The organism is Flagellimonas marinaquae, assembly GCF_023716465.1.
Taxonomy (GTDB): Bacteria; Bacteroidota; Bacteroidia; order Flavobacteriales; family Flavobacteriaceae; genus Flagellimonas; species Flagellimonas alginolytica.
The window spans coordinates 3,117,889-3,138,234 of the sequence record NZ_CP092415.1 but is presented as its reverse complement, the minus strand read 5'-3'; the positions used below and the strand labels follow the sequence as shown (position 1 = coordinate 3,138,234).

The 20,346-nt window shown below is 37.1% G+C and carries 16 protein-coding genes and 1 tRNA gene; all 17 read right to left on the bottom strand.

What is annotated here, in order from left to right; translation table 11 throughout:
* Window positions 1-205: 205 nt before the first annotated feature.
* Window positions 206-1,498: a hypothetical protein gene (locus MJO53_RS13895; protein WP_252079527.1), complete on the bottom strand. Its 1,293-nt coding sequence runs from the start codon at window positions 1,496-1,498 to the stop codon at window positions 206-208.
* 530 nt (window positions 1,499-2,028) lie between these two features.
* Window positions 2,029-2,919, bottom strand: coding sequence for a type IX secretion system membrane protein PorP/SprF (locus MJO53_RS13890; protein WP_252079526.1), 891 nt, complete (start codon window positions 2,917-2,919; stop codon window positions 2,029-2,031).
* Window positions 2,920-2,952: 33 nt separating this feature from the next.
* Window positions 2,953-8,070, bottom strand: coding sequence for a gliding motility-associated C-terminal domain-containing protein (locus MJO53_RS13885; protein ID WP_252079525.1), 5,118 nt, complete (start codon window positions 8,068-8,070; stop codon window positions 2,953-2,955).
* Between the two features lie 980 nt (window positions 8,071-9,050).
* Window positions 9,051-9,464, bottom strand: coding sequence for a hypothetical protein (locus MJO53_RS13880; protein WP_252079524.1), 414 nt, complete (start codon window positions 9,462-9,464; stop codon window positions 9,051-9,053).
* Window positions 9,465-9,483: 19 nt separating this feature from the next.
* Window positions 9,484-9,765 (bottom strand): hypothetical protein, encoded by a 282-nt coding sequence (locus MJO53_RS13875; RefSeq protein WP_252079523.1) that lies wholly within the window; start codon window positions 9,763-9,765, stop codon window positions 9,484-9,486.
* 3 nt (window positions 9,766-9,768) lie between these two features.
* Entirely contained in the window at window positions 9,769-10,110 is a 342-nt protein-coding gene (locus MJO53_RS13870) for a hypothetical protein (protein ID WP_252079522.1), read from the bottom strand.
* 72 nt (window positions 10,111-10,182) lie between these two features.
* On the bottom strand, window positions 10,183-11,712 hold the full coding sequence (locus MJO53_RS13865) for a prolyl oligopeptidase family serine peptidase (protein ID WP_252079521.1): 1,530 nt from the start codon (window positions 11,710-11,712) through the stop codon (window positions 10,183-10,185).
* Between the two features lie 83 nt (window positions 11,713-11,795).
* Window positions 11,796-12,008 (bottom strand): Imm27 family immunity protein, encoded by a 213-nt coding sequence (locus MJO53_RS17010; RefSeq protein WP_420485545.1) that lies wholly within the window; start codon window positions 12,006-12,008, stop codon window positions 11,796-11,798.
* 89 nt (window positions 12,009-12,097) lie between these two features.
* The gene (locus MJO53_RS13860) at window positions 12,098-12,565 is read right to left on the bottom strand and encodes a hypothetical protein (RefSeq protein WP_252079520.1); all 468 of its coding nucleotides are present in this window, start codon (window positions 12,563-12,565) and stop codon (window positions 12,098-12,100) included.
* Between the two features lie 73 nt (window positions 12,566-12,638).
* A complete protein-coding gene (locus MJO53_RS13855) occupies window positions 12,639-12,989 on the bottom strand; it encodes a hypothetical protein (RefSeq protein WP_252079519.1) in 351 nt (116 codons plus the stop codon).
* Window positions 12,990-13,480: 491 nt separating this feature from the next.
* Window positions 13,481-14,695, bottom strand: coding sequence for a hypothetical protein (locus MJO53_RS13850; protein ID WP_252079518.1), 1,215 nt, complete (start codon window positions 14,693-14,695; stop codon window positions 13,481-13,483).
* Window positions 14,696-15,241: 546 nt separating this feature from the next.
* Window positions 15,242-15,985, bottom strand: coding sequence for a hypothetical protein (locus tag MJO53_RS13845; RefSeq protein WP_252079517.1), 744 nt, complete (start codon window positions 15,983-15,985; stop codon window positions 15,242-15,244).
* 299 nt (window positions 15,986-16,284) lie between these two features.
* Window positions 16,285-16,467, bottom strand: coding sequence for a hypothetical protein (locus MJO53_RS13840; RefSeq protein WP_252079516.1), 183 nt, complete (start codon window positions 16,465-16,467; stop codon window positions 16,285-16,287).
* 16 nt (window positions 16,468-16,483) lie between these two features.
* Window positions 16,484-16,855, bottom strand: a complete 372-nt coding sequence (locus MJO53_RS13835) for a recombinase family protein (RefSeq protein ID WP_252079515.1) — start codon at window positions 16,853-16,855, stop codon at window positions 16,484-16,486.
* Between the two features lie 772 nt (window positions 16,856-17,627).
* Entirely contained in the window at window positions 17,628-18,899 is a 1,272-nt protein-coding gene (locus MJO53_RS13830; protein WP_252079514.1) for a site-specific integrase, read from the bottom strand.
* Between the two features lie 231 nt (window positions 18,900-19,130).
* Window positions 19,131-19,204: transfer RNA gene (locus tag MJO53_RS13825), tRNA-Arg, on the bottom strand.
* Window positions 19,205-19,308: 104 nt separating this feature from the next.
* A complete protein-coding gene (locus tag MJO53_RS13820; RefSeq protein WP_252079513.1) occupies window positions 19,309-20,172 on the bottom strand; it encodes a sugar phosphate isomerase/epimerase family protein in 864 nt (287 codons plus the stop codon).
* Window positions 20,173-20,346 lie beyond the last annotated feature (174 nt).

The window sequence follows — 20,346 nt, the reverse complement described above, 5'->3', positions numbered from 1 at the left end:
AATTAAGTAAATAGTAATTAGCATTTGCTATTCTTGGAATATCTATCTGGAATTTCGTGTACTTCCCAGTACTTATTAAAGAAATGGTATCTCCTTAGGTTATACCCTACCTAACCAAGCAATATCTTAAGTTGTGCTTTAAGTTGAAGGAATAAGGAAAAATAAACCTCAGAAAGATAAACTCGCTGAGGCCCTGTGATGCTTTTTACTTAATATGGTCACAATCCTTGCCTTTAGGCGGTATTTGGGCAGCTTGTAAAGAGGGTTCCAATCGTGTAAACCTCAATAGGTTTTCTGCCAGTTGGTCAACAGCCTTACAATCACAGCCATGTGTTTTTATAAAGTTTTTCATTTCAGTTCTTACTGTAGAACCAAATGAATCGGCGTATGTACTATAGTAACTCTGAAATTTCTGTGAAAATCGTTTGTCGATATGGAGGGTACCCATGTCCCTAGTATTTGAAGAAATTTCCTGACCTGAAAGTGTGGAGGTCTTGAAAGTGGAGCTCAACTGTAAAATATCATAGTCCAAACCTAAAGTCTCCTGGCACTCTGCGGTATAGTTTATGGCAAAAGAAGAATAAAGTTCTATAAAACGTTTAATGGAACTGCCTTCAAAGAAAAGTTCCGCTAAATTCTTACTTCTGTCCTTTTCCTGTAATGCCTCCCATACTGCGTTGAAATCTCCGTGAAAAATCTCCATGTACATGGTTCTTTCCGTCTCATCTACCCCGTCTCGGTACACACCTATCTTCGAAAAGTATGGTTTGGGAAAGTACACAAATCCTTTTTTTCTCAAGGTTGCTATCCGTAATCTTTCCGCCTCTGCCTCTTTTCTGATTCTTTCTTCCTCCCTAACCTTATCAAGGGCAATTTGCGCTTTATAGCCTATATCTTCTGTTAGTTCCCTGCCTGCGGCCAACACCTCGTTTATGGTCGTGCCTTGATAGTCAGAAATTCTTACAAGGGGTTTTAAGCGCCAAGCAAACTCACCTGCGCTTTCACTGTATTTTTTTTCCAACCCTGTCAGTAACATTGGCTTTTGCCTTTTCTCCAATTCACCTGTCAAGATATTGTTTTTAAAGAATATACCTCGTGGATAATGATAAATGTTGAGATGGTTGGGAGAATCTTTCACATAGTCGGCAAAAAGAGGATGTTCAACAATCTTCAACTGTATTTTTTCCACTTGGTCCGGGTGCACAAAGTTTACGTATGTATCCGGATGCGCATAGTTTTTCTTCGCGTATTCGTTCCATTCTTTGTTTTCTACAAACAAGAAAAGGGGATCGTTATAATCCTCAAGAGAGTGGAGTGCCAATACAGCTGGTTTTTTGTCCTTACTGAACCAAAATTGAAAATAGCTTACATCGTTTTCCGTAAACAGTAATGTATAATCATCGACTCCCAGCTGCTCGAGGTTTTGTTTATTGGAAATGCTGCTGTTTTGGGATAGGATGGCCCATGGAATAAAGAAAAGAATACAGAGCTTTTTCATAAATATGTTGGTTATGGTGGTATTCAACATGGTCTTGTTAAACCCATGTAAGATACAATATTATAACTTTCATACAGCTAACGAACGAAGCAATATCATATGAAATAAAACCTATTGGGTTCAGGACTTGATTGTATAAAAGAAACGGAGTTGTATCTAAAAAAATTACCATTCCATTACTGTACGATATTGAGTTCTCTCTAGGGGAATGAACGGATTTATCTCTGCGCCGTGGTTACACAGCAATTATATAGTTTTACGCTCTAAGGTTAATTCAGTGTTTTTCGAATTGGTTCTACTGTTTAAAAAATGAATGAAAGCGTAGTACGGACTGTTCTTGACATTGAGAAATCAATCGTTTTGTTTTTGCCCAACAAACTATCGTATTTTCAAATTTGAAAAACAATTTCAGCAAATTAATTTAAAATTATATGTTGTGATTTTTGTAAACAAGCATGGCATGAATTTGGCCATACCCTTAATCGGAAATTGCTAACTCCATAGAATTCATTAATTGAGAAAGATTTAATTTATAGCGCCAATCGCATGAACAGTTCATGAGTGTTGTTGTCAATACCATCAATTGCTTTCTGAGTAGAGGTTTCATAGGCGTAGCCCAAGTTAAAACCGCTGCTGATGTTGAACAGTACCAGCCCACTTATACTTTCATTATAACGGTATCCGGCTCCAAACTCAAAACGTTCCCCAAAGTCCAGTACACCAGTAAATTCCACTGAAACCGGGGAAGCATCCACATATCGGAGCATTCCTGTGGTCTTGAGGTCCAGGGTCCTCCCCAATAAAAAAGTATAGCCGCCACTTAGATAGGCATGTATACGATCTTCTCCCAAGTAGACCTGACCATTATTTTCTTTTAGGCGTTCGGGAGTCAGTAATCTAGGAGCGGAAAGGGATACAAAGTATCTATCGTGTTTCAAATAGGCACCTGCTCCCACATTTGGGGTAAAACGACTTTCATAGTTGTCTAATGTGGCATCTTGTCCAACACCGTAGGTAATCAGTCCTTCAGTATTGGCATCGTAGGAATTTGCACTACCCTTGATACCAAAATATAATTGAACTTCTTGATTTAACCGGATGGAGTAAGATATGTCTACGGCCATCCAAGTCTGTTGCTCAATAAAGGTCTTGTCATTAAGGATAGAGGCTCCAATACCAATATTATTTCCCAAGGGCATTCCAAAAATAGCACTTTGGCTTTCAGGTGCACCTTCCACACCTGCCCATTGACTCCTTATTCCCAAGGAGAACTCTGTAGCCTCAGAACTTCCTGCATAGGCCGGGTTATAAATGTTCATGTTATAACGAAAAAAAGTATAGTTGGGATCCTGCTGGGCATTGCTCAATAAGGAACAGCCAATAACGGCCACTATGATCTGTATTTTATGAATTAAGTTCATGTCTTTATCTAGTGTTTTTTGTGTTTTGGTTGGTTAATAGTTGATGAATATCCAGCCTTGTAACGGTGGCTGTCCATTGCCCAGGTTGATCACGTATAGGTAAGAGCCCGCGGGCAACAGTTCCCTGTTATTCTTGTAGAATCCTCCCCAGTCGTTGCGGTAGGATTGGGCGGCAAATACTTCATGCCCCCATCGGTTGTAAATACGAACCACATTGTTCGGGTAATTGTCTATCCCGGGGACTATCCAGGTGTCGTTGTTCCCGTCACCGTTAGGGGTAAAAGCTTGAGCAGGGACTAATGCTGGCTTAGCCATTGTATCATCCTCCCTGTCATCATCAATGTCATCTACATCCTCTGGAATACTGGTATTATCCTTGGGATCAGTCCCTTGGTTTTCTTCCACTTCATCCGTGTAACCATCACCATCATCATCATTATCGGCATTGTCACCGGTTCCATCACCATCCGTATCGGTATCCTCGGTCTCGTCCAATGGGAAGGCATCCTCAGAATCAGGTGTTCCGTCATTGTCGTCATCCTCATCGGCATTATCACCTGTTCCGTCTCCGTCCGAATCGGTATCTTCATCGGGGTTCAAAGGAAAATCATCTTCGGTATCAAGTGTACCGTCGTTGTCGTCATCGGTATCTGTACTATTTCCAATACCATCATTGTCTGTATCCAAATCATAATATGTACCGTTCACGAACCCCAAGGGTATGGCCTGATTTCCAGCTTCATCCCTGGCAATGCCATAAAGATCATTAAAGAAGACGATTTCACCTGGCACCAATGGAGTGACCTGAATGTCATAGGCCAATCCTGCGGTCACCTCTTGAAGTGAACCCAAGGTCGCCATTTGTTCCCCGCCTGGCCCTGGTGCAATCAACACTGGATTGGGGGCTAGGTCAAAAACAGGTTCTGAAAACTGTAATCGAATTGTGAAAGGTCCAAAGTATATGGATTCAGCAATCACCAAAGTAGGTACTGGCTCCACAACATCCTTTGTTTTGTTGTCCGTGGCTGGAATCCCTTCGTTGTCATTAATATCGGTAAGCGTTACAGACAGTGTGATATTTCCATCACCAAGACCACTAAGGTCAATACCTGTTATTTGATCGGTTGCGGTGGCAATGGTTCCCGAACCAGTAACATTTGTCCCGCCACCGTTGCTACTGAAGGTATAGTCGTAATCCGCACCAACTTCTGCACCGACAATAGTAAAACTGACGGAAGTTTGATTAGAACTAACTATGGGGTCTTGATCAATGGTTACCGTGTAGCCTACGGGTGCAACATCATCGGTGACGTCAACGGTAAATTCCTTGGCAAAATCATCCGTACCATCATTGGTATTGATTCTGACACTGTAACTACCCTCCACTAATGAGCTATTGGTTCTTAATGTGTTTCCACTGATAGTAAAACTACCGTTATCTGTATCACCAGTTCCCGATACCAACGTGTAGGTATGCGAATCTCCAGCATCAGCATCGGTGGTGGACAATGCACCTACCGTGGCCGATACACCTGTAGCACTCTGCCCGATACTGTTATTATCAAGTGTAATATCGGTTGGAGCAATGTTAACCGCCTGAACCGTGATTTGGAAATTATAAGGCACATTATCTATACCGTCGCTAAGTGTAAGTGCAACGTTGTGGATACCTGCATCAGCATTGGTTGGCGTACCGGTTAATTCAGCCTTGGTTGCTACCCGTGCAATAAGTGTGGTCGTCAATAAGTACAGCTCACCTGCATCGGATATTACTAAATCGTCTGCAAAACCACCGGAAGAAACTGTAAAAAATGTATCAATATCACCGTTGGCACCAATTTTTCGTATCCGTTTGCTCAACCGCTCGGAAATAAAAATTTCATCGTGCTGGTTAATGACCAATCCAGATGGGTCGGCAAAAGTCGCATTGACTGCGGGTCCACCATCACCAGCTTCCGTTCCTGCCCCTTGCGTACCTGCTATGGTTTCAATGGTGTCTGTCGCTAAATCAACCCGCCTGATGATGTCGTTGAATCGGTCGGTAAACACCAAACGCCCTGCACTGTCAAACGCCATACCATGCGGTTGAGAAACTTGTGAGGTTGATGCAGTACCTGTATCACTATACCCCATGGTTCCTGTGCCGACGACACGCGTCCAGTTCGTATCGGGGTCATTGTTGGTAAGGTCAATTTCATAAATACCTCCTCGTGCAGAGGCATACAGCTTAGAACCGCTTGCATTGACCAGCAGCCTTAACATAAACGCTTCCGGCAAATTGGATAGCAGTGTTCGAGCGCCTGTATTATCAATTTTCACGATGTCCGTCTTGGCATAATCTCCTACATACACCGCATCATTGACCACATCATAGGCAATACCTACGGGATTTAGATTCGTGTAAGTTCCATCCCCTTGATACCAGGTTTGCACATTTCCGCTTTCATCAACGTAGCGAATCCCATACTCTTCGGTATCGGTGAAAAACAATTTATTATCACCATGAGCGGCAGTGCCTGTTCGAATAACCGTACTGGAAGCACTGGTCCCATCCGGAGACTGATTCACCCCATCCCCTGTATTGGCGGGCATGGCACCAGTACCTACAAAACTGGTCTGCAGTGTGCCACTGGTAAAGGTCAACCAAGTAGGGACGGTGTTTGCCGTCCAAGTGATCACATCGTTATCGGCATCTGATGCTTTAATATCGTAGTAATACAGTGATTGCGCAGTTGCTGATGTGATAGACGTGGATGTAACGGTCGGGGAATTATTGGGCGGGGAAGCAATAGGTCCATCCAAAGCACTTTCTTCGGGACCGCCCGAATCCGAACCATCACTGGGTGTCACTTGAAAACTGATGTATTTGGCCAAATCATCATTTACCAATACATATGTGTCATTGACGGCTCCGGAAATGGCCGCCTTGTTGGCACCTGCTCCGTCATCGGAGCGATACCATTGATAGGTGGTTCCGCTTTCGGCGTCGCCCTCTTGGTCGTCATAAATATAGCTCCCTGTTAGGGTCTGGCCTACTGTCAAGTTTCCTGAAAAACTTACCGAGGAAACTGTAGGTGCATCATTAATTGCTGCTATCGTAAAACTGAAGGTTTGATTATCTACTGAACCTCCTTGACCATCACTGACATCGAATTGAAAACTATCTGAAGTAGTATTACCTCCATTATGTACATAGTCAATCCTGTTGTTATTTAAATCGTCTTGAGTAAAAGTACCTCCAGCTAATAATGGTGTGGTGTTATTTCTAAGTATACCATTAGAAGGTGTACTATCGAGTGTATATGTAATATCGGTATCTGCTTCTTCCGCATCATCAAAATCTAGTTCGGTACTGGAAATGATATCTGTACCACCCTCACTAAGTGAGGAACCTGTATTTGCGTTTTGGGTTGGGGCGGAGTTTGCCGTTGTATCGTTTGCATTTAACCCTGTGGTTTCATAGGTTTCCGTACCTGAGCAATCGTTGTAAGCATATACTCTAAAGAAATACGTTGTGCTTCCGTCTAAGCCTGAAACCGTAACATTTGGTGAAGCTGAAGTACCAAAATAAACAGGTTGTTGTCCTGCACCATTCCAAGTGACATCTGCTATCGGTTGATTACCATCGCTTGGGGCCGTAAAACTATTAGTGCTATTCAAATAAACAGCATAGCCATCCGCACCACCTGCCGGTGCCGTAAAACTTGACAATGTAAGGCTAGATTCTGTTTCTGTTCCAAATACTGCTAATGTGGGTGCTGCTATGGGTGCTGAGCAGCTAACAGCTTCTCCTACTAGGATATTATTTAATCCGATGTAAGAATTGTTAGTTCCTGACTGTTGACTTATTCTTACCCTGTCTATGTCTTGAAAAGAAATACCTAATTCATCACCCTGATTTACAGTGACAAAAACACTAGTCGTATTTCCTGAAAATGTACCTGTTCCTACAGAACTACCATCTTTAAACCCTTCCACTTCATAGGTAGCCCCATCGTAATTTCCCCAATCATGGAAATCAAATTGTAAAAGAGAAAATTCACTTCCATCCGAGGATTGAATAATCATGCCATCAACGGGAGAACTAACACCGTCCTCATAGGTTAGTTGTCTTAATGTATTATACACTAAAACCTGTAAACCTCCAGTTAGTTTTGTATCCGAAGCATTAACAGCAAAGGTTTGTAAATCAAAAGAATTGATTGAAACAGAACCTAATTCACCATCTGTTGCTAAGTCATTGGAAGCTACATTTCCATCCACAGAGTAGGTAATTGTAGGATTAGTACTTAAATTAACTCCAGCTACACCGGATACATCACTAACATTTAACCCTGTATTCTCATAGGTTTCCGTACCTGAGCAATCGTTGTAAGCATATACTCTAAAGAAATACGTTGTGCTTCCGTCTAAGCCTGAAACCGTAACATTTGGTGAAGCTGAAGTACCAAAATAAACAGGTTGTTGTCCTGCACCATTCCAAGTGACATCTGCTATCGGTTGATCACCATCGCTTGGGGCCGTAAAACTATTAGTGCTATTCAAATAAACAGCATAGCCATCCGCACCACCTGCCGGTGCCGTAAAACTTGACAATGTAAGGCTAGATTCTGTTTCTGTTCCAAATACTGCACTTGTGGCTGCAGCTGTTGGAGCGGAACAGCTAGCTCCAATTGTTGTTATATCAAAAACCAAAGTACCCATTTGACCTAAGGCAAACCCTTGGGCAAAATTTTTATTCTGTAAACCGGATAGTGTAACGCTTGAACCTGTAAAGGATGCAGAAACACCAGAAGTATTAGTTCCAGTAGAAGCTCCGGAATTGAATGAAGCACCGGTAATACTTCCAAAGGCCCCTCCAGAAAAATTAAATGTTATATCATCAACAGTTAGAGTAGTACTATTTCTAGCTCCAAATACAATTTTATTACCGTCTACATCTACATACATATTAGAACTACTACCTATTTCAAATTCTACGTTATAGCCAGGCTGTGCTGGAGTAGCATCAAGTTCATCATCAGAATTATTTACACTTGTTGATGAAGAAAGCTCTACAAATTCAACATTAGAGCCTGACAAACCTTGAGAAAAGGAGGTTTGATGGAAAAGAAAACAATTAAGTGCAAGTAAGAATATAATTTTTTTCATGAGGCTAGTTTTTTGATTTTGATATCTTTAATGTGTGAGCAACATATGGATACTTTTGCCATGTAGATTCTTAATTTATGTTTTGATAGAAATGTTATTTTTTTACAACTTCCCTACGAGTTTTGGTCTTTATTCGAGAAAAATAATTCTTGGAAAATATATTGGTAATTAATTAGGGGAATAGTCAATCTGAGGAAAAATCAAAAGTGTGGTCGTTTTTTTCGTTTGCATGCTGTTTATTAGTTGATTATTGTTCAAACATAAACACGCTTACGAGGTATTTTCCTACTTTTGTTGTCTATTAAATGAAACTTGTTGTAAAACTTTTCTATCCTGATATTACAATTCAAGTCTATGAAGACCATTTGCTATTTTTTTACGCGAGAAATATAAATTTCAAAGAGTCTTCACTCATATGGATATGAATTATCACAATTCATCACAACGCATCCTCCAAGGGACACCGAGGTAAACCTAAAGACATGCAATTGGAGGATTTAACTCTTGTGTTACTAGATGCGCGTGATAAGAATTGGTTTCAGAAGTGTTACATCCAAGCAAAATTAGCATCTTCCCCTTTACACCGAAATGTTTAGAAGCCGTTTTAAGACCAAATCTTTAAAAAATCAAAAACACTATATTCAATAGTTTTCAATTTTAACTTCATTTGACATCAAATAAAATCAAGCATTTATTTGTAAAAAAATAGGCCTCAGAAAGATAAGCTCTCTGAGGCCCTTTGATTACCGGTGATCGCGGAAGGATTCGAACTTCTTCCGCTAACCCTTATGTTTGTTGAGATTGTCCTTGCTTATGTGTTGTAACTAACCGAATTACAGATTACTATAAGTATTCTTCTTTCGTATAAATCAAAATTAATCAATAAATATTAAATAGGGTTAAATCTATTTCCAGATAAAAAAACGTAACCTTTACCATCGTTTATTTGAACTTTATTTTATCTCAGTTAAAAGTTGAATCTAGTTTTTTGTTCTTTCAAACACGCCATTTCTCATACTCATTTCTTTGAAATTCTTGACATAGGACCTAAATGTAATATGGTTTTCATCAATCACATCCAATAATTCTATAATCATTCCTCCATCACCATTCACCATTTTCATTTCATCTGTGAGTTTCATTTTTCTCTTATCGAATTTTTGAACATAGCTACAATCATTTATCCATTTTATGGTATAGTAAACTTCGTCTCCATATTCATTGGTTTCAATTTGACTTGAATCGGTTCTATTTATGGTGTAGTATGATTCTGAATCTTCGGACATGAATATTTTATATGCACCTAATTTGAAATCAGTACAACTTTTAGATTCATAATCATATGAAGTTAAATAGGTTAATAAAATTAAGTAAGGGAGAATTACATATTTCATGATATCGCTTATTTGAACTTTATTTTCTATCAGACTTTTTTAATTGCTCAATCTGCTCTATTAATTGTTTTCTTCTAATTATTCGATATAAGGCCAAACCTAAAAAAATGGTTCCAAAAAATATAGTGGTTGAACCATTTGACAAGCTGGGCACTGGAGCTTTGGCATGGGTTACAGTAGTAGTGCCCAAAATCAAATAATGATAAAGTCCATAAGACAGAAAAAAGATGGCTATAAGTACGAGGCTTGTAGTTAATCGATCAAAATTCTTTCTAATCTTATCTAATCTCTTATCGCTCATCGTTTATTTAAACTTTTCATTTATCAATTTAACAGCTTCTGAAGTTTGCTCTCGATCATAGTTAACCAGATCAACTTTATAACTATGGTCATTGGTGGTCAATTCCAGTCTCCCCTTACCTCTTTTCCATTGCCCAACGCCATTAGCAAGTATTAAATCAACTACAGCAGTAAGTATTCCTGTAAACCAAGGAATTCTTCCTTTGATAAACTTCACACGTTTAAGTTGAGAATATTTCGTTTTGTCAATTAAAACAGAACCCGACTTCTTCATTTCAAATTCATCATGATAGAATACCATCTCTATTCTTGGTGATTGCTGTAAGATAAGAATTTCGTGATTCATCGTTTATTTCAACTGTGCTTTTTAATTAACTTTTCTTTTATCACAATTACTTGATTACATTGCTTACTGGCTTTAATCTTTTAGTTGCTTCAATCTGTCAATTGCATTTTGGTTGTTAGGGTTTAATTCCAACGATTTTTTAAAATTAGAAATAGCATTTTTAAAATCCTTGTTATACAAATAAGCCTCAGCTAAACTATCATATAAATTTGCTGATTTTGGAAATATATGTAGCGCCAACATAAAGACATTAATACCCTGTTCCATTTTTTTGGCATCAAATGACAATCGCAATCCTAATGTATTCAACATACCTTCTTCAAGTTCAAATCCCTGATGCTTGGAAATTGCTTTGTTGTACAACGGAATTAAATCTTGGTAATCTTGTCTGATTGCCAAGTCGTTAAAATCTTTATAATCGAATTTACATGGATTTGCCTGCTTCATTTTTCTTGAAATCAATGCATCAGAAAATCCATTTTCAACAGGTCTATTTTGAATGAAATCATTTGCCGTTTTTTCCTTTTTCAGTATGGCGTTCAAAAACTCCAAAGTGTGTTCACTTAAAAGTCTATAAGATGTCATAATCTTGTCATCACTTTTATCTTGCCTTTTGTCTCTATTTGCAAATAAAACACCAAACGAACTAAAATAGGAATGAGTTAGGTCGTGAAACCTATAACTATAAGCATTACTGTATTTTAAAGAATCGTACAATTGGAACTTGTAGTTCAATTCTTCAGGAATTTTATCACTAATAAGAACACTTTTTGGAATCTCTTTTTGAGCAAAATGAATATAAGGAACGGTAAACTTATCTAAATTAAAGTATGGTGATTTTTCCAAGACTTGGTAATTGTACCTTTCGGTTCCATCCAAACTTACAAATGCACTTATGTTCTTATTTTTCATAACCGTTATTGCGCTTGCCAACCCACCAAAACTAAATCCCATTAACGCCACTTTTTCAATATCAATATTCTTATATCTGTGAATTTCTTTTAGAAGGAATTCCACATCTCTTGATTGTGTTTCCATATCTTTTGTAGTTCCGCCTTCCAACCATCGTGTATCGGTCCCTCTTGAAGGGCTTGACATCACCACAAAACCGTTGCTGGCTAAATATTCGAATAACGCAAAGTTCTCAATTGATGAGGCTTGATAACTTGGCGCATAAACTACAACAGGAAAATTTCCGTCTAAAAATGTTGGATTAGAAAAGGCACTTACTATTTCCGAAAGATGGGCCTTGTTTTGTGGTGTGTTCCATAGATAGGGAAACCAATCCAGCAAAAAATAGTTCGGTAAATTTTTCCATTCTTCCTCTTCTTTTAAGATTTCTAAATAATCTAAAACGCTTAGCTGTTGAGGACTACTATCTTCTATTTTAGCAGGATACCAAACACTAATTGGAATTGGCCTATCTATATGTTGGTTGTTAAACTCATTATGGATTCGATAGGTTCTTGTACTGTCTTCAATTACATAATGATTGAAACCTACTTTGTGTTTACCGGCTTTAAGGCCTATTCCTTGTAGTGATGTCTGTCCATATGTTATAGTTGACATCAGGATGGCAATAATGAATATTGTTAATCTCATTTTTCTAAGAATTAGTGTTCATAAAAGATACTTGCTTTTATTATTGCTACTGGTCTTCAGGTTACATAAACTTGTTTATCGTTTTATTGAACTTTTGTAATTATTATCTCTCTTGCAGAAGCTACGAAGTTTGTATTTTCTTTTAACCATAGATCAAAATCATGCGAGCCAATATTTATCAAATAAGGAACCCCACCTCCATGGTATTCAGCAAAAGGATAAAACTTAATCCAATTGTCCTGTTGGTTTTTATAAAAAATGAACCAGTTTTCAGAATCTGTTTTTTCTTTCTCCAGTTCCAGTGATTGAACTAAATCTTCTTTAAACCCATAGAACTCAAATTACTTATACTTCATCGTTTATTTGAACTTTTCTTTTTCTTATTCTATTTTGATTGGACAGAATTGATACAAGGCAACCGACCATAGGTGCCGTTTTTACTAAAAAGTTTAAATGCCTCCATATACAGTTCTTCTGTTTCTATTACAACTTTAAGAAGTTCTTCATCCTCACTATTTTCAAAACAATATTTAGCTCTTCCATTGATATATTGATTGTTTGAAGTTAAGTTTAAAAAAACCTCTTCATCAATATTCCATTTGCCTTGTCTGTCTTTTTTATTTAATAACTCACCAACAATTCCTGGCACCAAAACTTCATGGTTCTCTTTAAAAACAAGGGCATTTAAAGAGATTTTCTCACCAATGTCTTTTCCTTTATAGGCTATATCTTCAATTGTCCAGACTCCAACAAATAGATTTGCCGAATTCCTAGAACATGAAGTCATCATAAATGACAAGACACTTATTACAATCAAAAGCTTAGTTACCGATATTTTCTTGGGTCTTCTCATCAACCTATTACATACCTGTATTTATCGTTTATTTGAACTTTTTATGATATAGGAACTGATTAAAAATAGCATTTTAATTTAACCGTCTTTTTATTTCGACCTCAAGTTCATTTAATGATTCTATTGTAATAGGTCTGAAACTTTCCCACTTATCCTCAAATTCGCTATAACAATGGGCAACCATATTATCGAAAATTTCTTTGGTTATATTGGGGTTTTCCAAATTTCTTATGCTGTCAACCTCTTTTTCCATTTTACGCCTATAGGTCTCGAGCAAGTCAAATTTGGCTTGTCCAATTCGTAAATCGCCTAAATGAGTGGTATCTGAAACGGTTGATTCTAAAGTTGAGAAAGTAGTATGAGATCTAAACAATATTGGTTTTTCAACATTGTATCGAACACTTAATCCAACTTTAGTGTACATAGTAAATGAAGTTTTGGTAGAATCGTATTTAAAATCGGTCCATCTCAGTTTATCCTTTTCGGACCAAATAATTTTATCTTGCAAAGTCTCCTTTTCCATTTCATCAAATGGGTTTGATTTTCTTTTGTAATGTATTCCCAACATGCAAATAGAAAATCCAATAATAACGATTTTCAAAGTTTTCGTCATGCAAGTTTCAATTGTTATAACATCGTATAGCTTAATTGTTTATTTGAACTTTATTGAGTTTAAACTATTAAATATTAATATAATATAAGGAGTTACTCAAACACCAATGAATAAATCCAAATTACTAGAACCATTATTAATCCTATTATCAATCTATGTTCTTTAAATGAAGCATTAGACCTAATTAGTTTACGCTTGATTAAAACATAATAGATTAACCCAGTGATGGCGAAAATAGATGTCAACCAAATATCAAAATTGCCAGCCATCGTTTATTTGAACTTTTGACAAAGTTTTGAACACTATTTGACTTTTTGATTAAACCTGTACGATTCCTTACCGTTGGTAACTAGAATAACATAATCTCCCTTTGGTAAACCTAAATAGCAGTTACTTTTTTTTTCCAAAACTTCATAAATGTCCATCGGCACGGCATTATTTATATTTTCACCCCTTTTAAATGCCATTACAAAAACTGGATATGTTATGTTTAATCCAGTTAAATTAACTTCAGTTTTTTGATTACCATTGGTGAATATCCATTTGGGTCTACCATTCAAATACTTGGTGTTTGGGTGAAATATAGCTATATCGGACCAAGCTTTTCCCCTTGTATAAGGATATGGCTTGTTTTCCTTGTCAATTAAAACCGTTGGTTCATTAGGATGTATTGTCTTCAATAATCTGTTGTTCAATTTAGGGTCACTTTTTTCACTGTAAATAACTTGATTGATTGTTAAAGGGTTGATTCCCGTATATTCCTTAAGTCTTCCCGCCATTGCTTTTTCCCATGAACCATGTACTCCTTCAAGTGAATGGTCAAAACCACAGTGAATTAAAAATTTCTCATCTTGATGCTTGGACATTTCATTGTATATGTTTTTTGCCTGTTCTATTTCTCGAGGTTTTCCATTTACATCCGATGTCTGTTCATAAGCAAAGACATTATAACCTATTTCCAGAGCCTCTCTGACCAAGTTCCCAAATTGTGGTTCAACAATATACCACCCTGTATTTTGAACAGGGTATTTTCTTTCCATTAATAATGTATCTAGATATTCTCCATTACTGAGGGCCTCCAGGCCTAGATTTTTATAGCCTAAATCGTATAGGTCTTTTAAAATGGATTTGGTGAAAAACCTGTGATATGAACTATGGTGAGCTTCATTTATTATTACCATATGAGTTTTTTGGGCTTCTTTAATAATATATTCTTTTGCAGAAACCTTTTGGTAAATGGAATTGATAGAATCATTTTGTTCTTTGGTATAACTTTTACTAACAGTGCCCATCGCCAAATCCCAATGTCTCAATGCATTTCTGTAATCACCTTTTTTAGCGTAATCAGCTGCAGACATCTGAAATTTCCAAGAAGTAGTGTCCTTAGAAACATTGTCCTCAATTTCTGTCGAAAATTTATATTCGGATTTAAAATCAATCTTTTGTGGAACGCTCTTTCCTATTGTACAGGAAATTAGAATTGCGATAACAATGAAAATGGAAAGAGGTTTGTTCATTATTGCTTGTGTTTTTTCAATCGTTTTTTTGAACTTTAGTAATTCATTTTCTATAAATCAATCAGCATTAACTCCCTTTTTACATTTACAAATTTTCAAAGAGAAACACTCTGGTTGCAGTAATATGTGTACTTTGGGATTTCATAAGTAAATGAATTTGTTGACTCGTATCATCAATCTTAAATGATATATTGAAAACATCATTGAAAATTTTGTTATTGGTGTCAAACTTAATTTTGATTTCAGTTTCCTCTTAAATCATCACCCAATTATACTTTTCACTTTTGCCAACTTCGCCATTAATTATTGGCGGTTTGAATTTCAAATTGCCATCAGTATTAAATGAAAGGATGGCTGCTATCTTCTGAAGTATAATCATAATCGTGATGTTCAATTTTATTCAAAATATAGCTGCCTTCGATTGCAGATACGATTTTCTCATCTCTTGATCTACAACCAAGAAGGCAAATTAAAAAAGTTACAAGCACTATATGTTTTGGTTTCAGACGATTCCTCGTTGTTTATTTGAACTCTAGACTGTTTAGTTTATTCAATTCCATATTTTTTAGCAACTTCCATTTGTTCTTTCTTGTCCGCTAAGTCCACACCTACCTGACTTCCGAATATTTGATAGCCATATTTAAACGAATAAATTCGGTCAATAAGCATTTTAAATGGTGTTTGATTCAGCTCATTTTCATCAACAGCATTCTGGACAACAGGCAAATACCTTTCCATCATTTCCAAATTTGAATGTTGGATTACAGCCCACATTACAGCATCATACTTATCACCGACCAATGATTTTCCTATGTAAGTTTGGTTGACCTGGAAAAGAGAGTCAATCAATATCTGATTCTGGATATCAAGCGGATATTGTTTTTCCATGTCTCTTAATTTCCGATACTTTTGGTCGTCTTCTCCAATTTTCTTTATTGTAGAAACAAGTTTTATGTTCAATTGATTTTTGTTAACATAGTCAGAAAAGTCAAATTTGGAGTCTTCTTTTGGCAAAGCCCCGCAATTCTTGATCAATGAATCATAAAGTTCTTTGGAATCCTTGTAAAAATTCACATCCTTCTTATAGGCTGTCAAATACTCACAACCCTTCTCAGATTCACTCATTTTTTTTAAAGAAATCTCCCATGTCTCTTTTTTTTCGTTTAAGGCATATAGAGCAGTGGTGATATTCAAGTAATCGGCTGCATTGAATTTATAATTGTCACTTTCGAGTTGTTTTTTTGTGTTAGTGACAATCATTTCTCCAAATGAAAAATTTTTATCGGACACACCTTCCTTTTGAGTGGGTTCGTAGGCAAGGAATTTAGACTCAAAATTATCATAATTCCAACCTCCTGATTCGGAATCTTGGCCAGAAACAAAAAGAATATAAAACAAAAATAGTGGTAGAGTCAATCTTCTTTTTTGCATGGTTAAGTGCTTACAGAGCTTTAAAATACATATTATTCTTACAAATCAAGCAATTATTACTTTTTGATTTTCTCTTTATGCTTCTTGCAATAAGCTTTGTCTAAAGTTTGTTTCTTGTCCCAAAACAGATTTCCACATTCAATACTCTTTCATCTGCCTTAGTGCGCCAAATATTTATAGAGCGTCTTTTTGGAACCAACATCAATGAGTTTCATGATCTCCTCTATGCTCAGTTTTTTGTCCCTATAGTATCTTTCCGCCAACAAAGCCTTGTTCAATGCCTGTTTACTGAGACCAGGCTTCCGACCAATTTTCAATCCACGTCTTCTTGAGCTTTCCATTCCTGCCCGTGTACGTTCAATGATAATATCTCTTTCCAAATTGGGCAACCGAAGCAAATAAGTTGAAGATAAACCTGCCGTGTGGGGAAGTGGTATCAATGAAATTTTCCTGAATGCTTTTGAAGTGGATTCCCTTCTTTTCAAAATCTTCGATGAGTTTAGTGAGATGAGAAAGGCTTCTGGCGATTCGGTCCAGTTTATAGACTACAAGAGTGTCACTTTCACGTAAAATGGATAAAAGTTCATCCAGACCCTTTCTTTCCGCTTTTGCTCCAGATGAAATATCGACATAGATGTTCTTGGGTTTGATTCCTTCCCTCAAAAAGACATTAACATGCAAATCGTGTTTCTGTGATTTTGTGCTCACTCTTGCATAACCGAACTTCATCTTAGGGGTAAAAAAGGGTCTAAATGGGAAACCAATTAAGTGCACGGAAAAAGGAAACTCTTTGGAATCAGTGGACTCGTTTTACCTTGAAAGTTCAATAAAACGGTGGTTTAAAAATCCTTGTCACATTATGAAATTTGAGATCAAAGCGAACGCAACGAAGTGGAGTGCTGCAAGCCCCAAATCTTGCCACTAACTAATACTACTGAGCTAGGTAAAATTTGACCTGTTAGACTTCTTGAAACCCATTTTTCCATTAAAAATTTACTGGTTTTACTGGGCTGAACAGCTTTTTCCATTAAAAATGTTAATTGTTCCAAGAATCATTACAATCATAAATTAAGGAGAAAAGACTCCTTCATTGAAAGCACCAAAGTTCAGTTTTTAAGCTAAAAATTCATTGGTTTCATTGGGCTGAGAGCATTTTTAGGCTAAAAATGAACTAAATAGAATAAATTGAACTTCCGCAAAATCCCTTAAAATACCGGCTTTTACAAAGGAAAATGAATCGATAGCGCTGCGCCAGCACGCTATCCTCTTGCTCTTCATTTTTTCTTTGCCAGCAAAGAAAACATAAATAGCCACTTTCAATAAGAAGTATTGAAGTCTCTAATTATTCTAAATAGAGTATTGCACCCTATTCCAATTTTACTTTACGCTTTTCTTCCCGAACGCTATAAAATTGCAACAGGGACCACGTGCAAAAGTTGGAGGTAAGAATTGGGACTTTTGACCCGTCTTGGTTTGAATGGAATGAATTCAGGATTCCTGATCAATGGTCAAAATTTCCAAACCTTTCCTTTGCAATATTTGTTTCTGACATCTTTTTGTCCAGTATGATATCCAGTCCGTCCATGTCCTCACTTATCTTTCTGTCTAGCACCCGTGCATAGACCTGGGTGGTGGCCAATTTGGTATGTCCTAATATTTTGGAAACCGTCTCAATAGGAACCCCATTACTTAAAGTAATAGTTGTGGCGAAAGTATGTCTGGCCATATGGAAGGTTACATTTTTTGTGATGTCACATGCATCCGCAATTTCCTTTAAATAACTGTTTAATTTTTGATTGGATATTCTGGGGAACAGTTTTTCAGAATCCCGTTTAGGATGATATTGATATCGTTTAATAATAGACAATGCTGGACCAACCAATGGAAGCTTAAAGCTATTTTTGGTCTTCATCCTTTTAGTACTTATCCAATACTTTCCATCTATCCCCAATACCAGGTTATCTTCAGACAAGTCCATAATATCGCAATAGGAAATACCTGTATAACAACTAAAAACAAATAAGTCTTTCACAATTCGCAAACGCTCAATCCCTGTAAAATAATCTTGAATTTTTTGAAGTTCTGATAAAGTCAAAAACGCTCTTTCCTTTCTTTCCATCCTGATCTTGAACTTTTGAAATGGATCCTTATCAATCCATTCATTGTCAACGGCGATCCTTATCATTTTACGTAGGCGTTGAATATGCTTCATCGCACCATTGTTTGAAAGGTTTCCATGATGGTTTATTGGGTGTAATTTGCGTAGATAGGTTTCAAACCCAACAATAAATTGATGATTAAGTTGTGATAATTTGTAATCATTACAATTGTATTGCTTCTTTATGTACTTTAATAAGTATTTCTGACAGGTCTTGTAATGACTTAGAGTGGCTTTACAAAGAATATGAGCATTGTGAGTGTTGTGATACTCGAACAAATTCTTTAAAGTAAACTCACTCACATCTTCTCCAAAATAGTGAGCCTTGACCATCTGCGGAGTTATATGGGGCGTTCTAGATCGAAGTTCACGATAGCATTGGAATAGCTCTGTTTCAACTTCCATCAGATAAGTATTGATTTCTTGAGCTTCTTTTGTTCGCCCCAGAACCTTCGACCCCTTACTGTCCCATATCTCTTTTGGGATAGTATACTTTAAACTCATGTTAGCCCTTTTCGAATCAACGGTGATTCGAGCATAGATCTTTGCCGTGTTATCACTCCTCCGGGAAGTGCTTATCCAGAAACTGATTGAAAATGTTGACCGAGTTCTCATAGGTTTTGTGTTAAATTGAACGATAATTACCTACGAAAGTCAAATACTAAGCAATTGTAATATAGCTAATTACATGCTTATACGGTTAACACTTTGAAGAAAAAAATTTACTAACCGAATTACAAACCAAAACATACCAAATCAAACCAATTCAAACAAGTGCTTAAAAACATTAAAACCTTGCAAATCAATAAGATATGCAAGGTTTTGGTTTTGTTTGAACTCTATAAGTGATCGCGGAAGGATTCGAACCTTCGACCGTCTGCTTAGAAGGCAGATGCTCTATCCAGCTGAGCTACGCGACCTAAGTTTGCGGGTGCAAAGATACTAATGTAACCGATTGTAAAAAATATTTTTTTAATTTCTTGGTTTTTTTCTGCCCAATCAGCTTGATCAATCCAGGTCTCCTTTATTGAAACCCTATCTTTTTCAGTCCTTTATGGCTTATTTTTATCACTTCCAAAGGCTTTTTGTCCCAAGTCATATCTTGTTCAACAAAGTAGTTTTCCATACCCGAAGCATTTTTTTTCTTCAAAATTCTACTAAAATCGATGGTTCCTTCGCCAACTGGGGCAAATTTACCCTCTTTGTCCATATCCTTCACATGCCATAGTTTGAATCTACCCGGGTACTTTTCAAAATAAGCGACCGGATCGGCCCCTGCCCGGGTTACCCAATATAAATCCATCTGAAAGTTTACATAGTCGGGGTCGGTATTCTCCAAAAGATAGTCGATAGGTACAACCCCATCTTCATTCTCCTTATACTCAAAATCGTGGTTGTGGTACAATAATTTTAAGCCGACCTCCTCACACTTCTTACCAAGGGTGGTCAAAATAGTGGCGAGATCCTCAACAGATCCATCCATTCCCATGGTCATGCTTTCACGGTCAAAGGTAAACATGCCCATTGGCGGAACAGGAATGGTAAAATACGTAAAACCAGCCGCCTTGGCATCCGCAATCTGTTGGTCCGCATTTTCCATAGTCACTCCTCCCATGTGCGTGCTTACAGGCCTTAAACCAACACGGTCTAAGTAGGTTTTAAATGCTTGAGGTTCCATATCGTAAAATTTCCCATGGTCGTAACCTGCAGCTTCAATATAGGCATATCCGGCATCAGCCACTTTCTGTAATGTTGCTTTAGCATCTTCCCCCATATCGTCCCTAACCGTATAAAGGGCCAATCCACCAAAATTATCTTGTGCATAACTTGGCGCTGCAGATAGAACAATCGCAATTATGAGCAGTATGATTCGATTCTTGTGTACCATAACAATATTCAGTTTGTTTATTAAAATTCTTATACAATATAGGGCAATACACATAATATTTTTAAAAGATATTGTGATTTTATGCTTGACGAATACCTTCCTGCTGACCAGAATAAGTATAGATACCATTTTGTATGTGAAAAGAATGGGTTATCTTATTCATCCAAAGCCAAC

Coding starts and splice junctions, on each gene's coding strand:
- MJO53_RS13895 (WP_252079527.1), bottom strand. CDS start 1,498: ATGAAAAAGCTCTGTATTCTTTTCTTTATTCCATGGGCCATCCTATCC.
- MJO53_RS13890 (WP_252079526.1), bottom strand. CDS start 2,919: ATGAACTTAATTCATAAAATACAGATCATAGTGGCCGTTATTGGCTGT.
- MJO53_RS13885 (WP_252079525.1), bottom strand. CDS start 8,070: ATGAAAAAAATTATATTCTTACTTGCACTTAATTGTTTTCTTTTCCAT.
- MJO53_RS13880 (WP_252079524.1), bottom strand. CDS start 9,464: ATGAAATATGTAATTCTCCCTTACTTAATTTTATTAACCTATTTAACT.
- MJO53_RS13875 (WP_252079523.1), bottom strand. CDS start 9,765: ATGAGCGATAAGAGATTAGATAAGATTAGAAAGAATTTTGATCGATTA.
- MJO53_RS13870 (WP_252079522.1), bottom strand. CDS start 10,110: ATGAATCACGAAATTCTTATCTTACAGCAATCACCAAGAATAGAGATG.
- MJO53_RS13865 (WP_252079521.1), bottom strand. CDS start 11,712: ATGAGATTAACAATATTCATTATTGCCATCCTGATGTCAACTATAACA.
- MJO53_RS13860 (WP_252079520.1), bottom strand. CDS start 12,565: ATGAGAAGACCCAAGAAAATATCGGTAACTAAGCTTTTGATTGTAATA.
- MJO53_RS13855 (WP_252079519.1), bottom strand. CDS start 12,989: ATGTACACTAAAGTTGGATTAAGTGTTCGATACAATGTTGAAAAACCA.
- MJO53_RS13850 (WP_252079518.1), bottom strand. CDS start 14,695: ATGAACAAACCTCTTTCCATTTTCATTGTTATCGCAATTCTAATTTCC.
- MJO53_RS13840 (WP_252079516.1), bottom strand. CDS start 16,467: ATGGAAAGCTCAAGAAGACGTGGATTGAAAATTGGTCGGAAGCCTGGT.
- MJO53_RS13835 (WP_252079515.1), bottom strand. CDS start 16,855: ATGAAGTTCGGTTATGCAAGAGTGAGCACAAAATCACAGAAACACGAT.
- MJO53_RS13830 (WP_252079514.1), bottom strand. CDS start 18,899: ATGAGAACTCGGTCAACATTTTCAATCAGTTTCTGGATAAGCACTTCC.
- MJO53_RS13820 (WP_252079513.1), bottom strand. CDS start 20,172: ATGGTACACAAGAATCGAATCATACTGCTCATAATTGCGATTGTTCTA.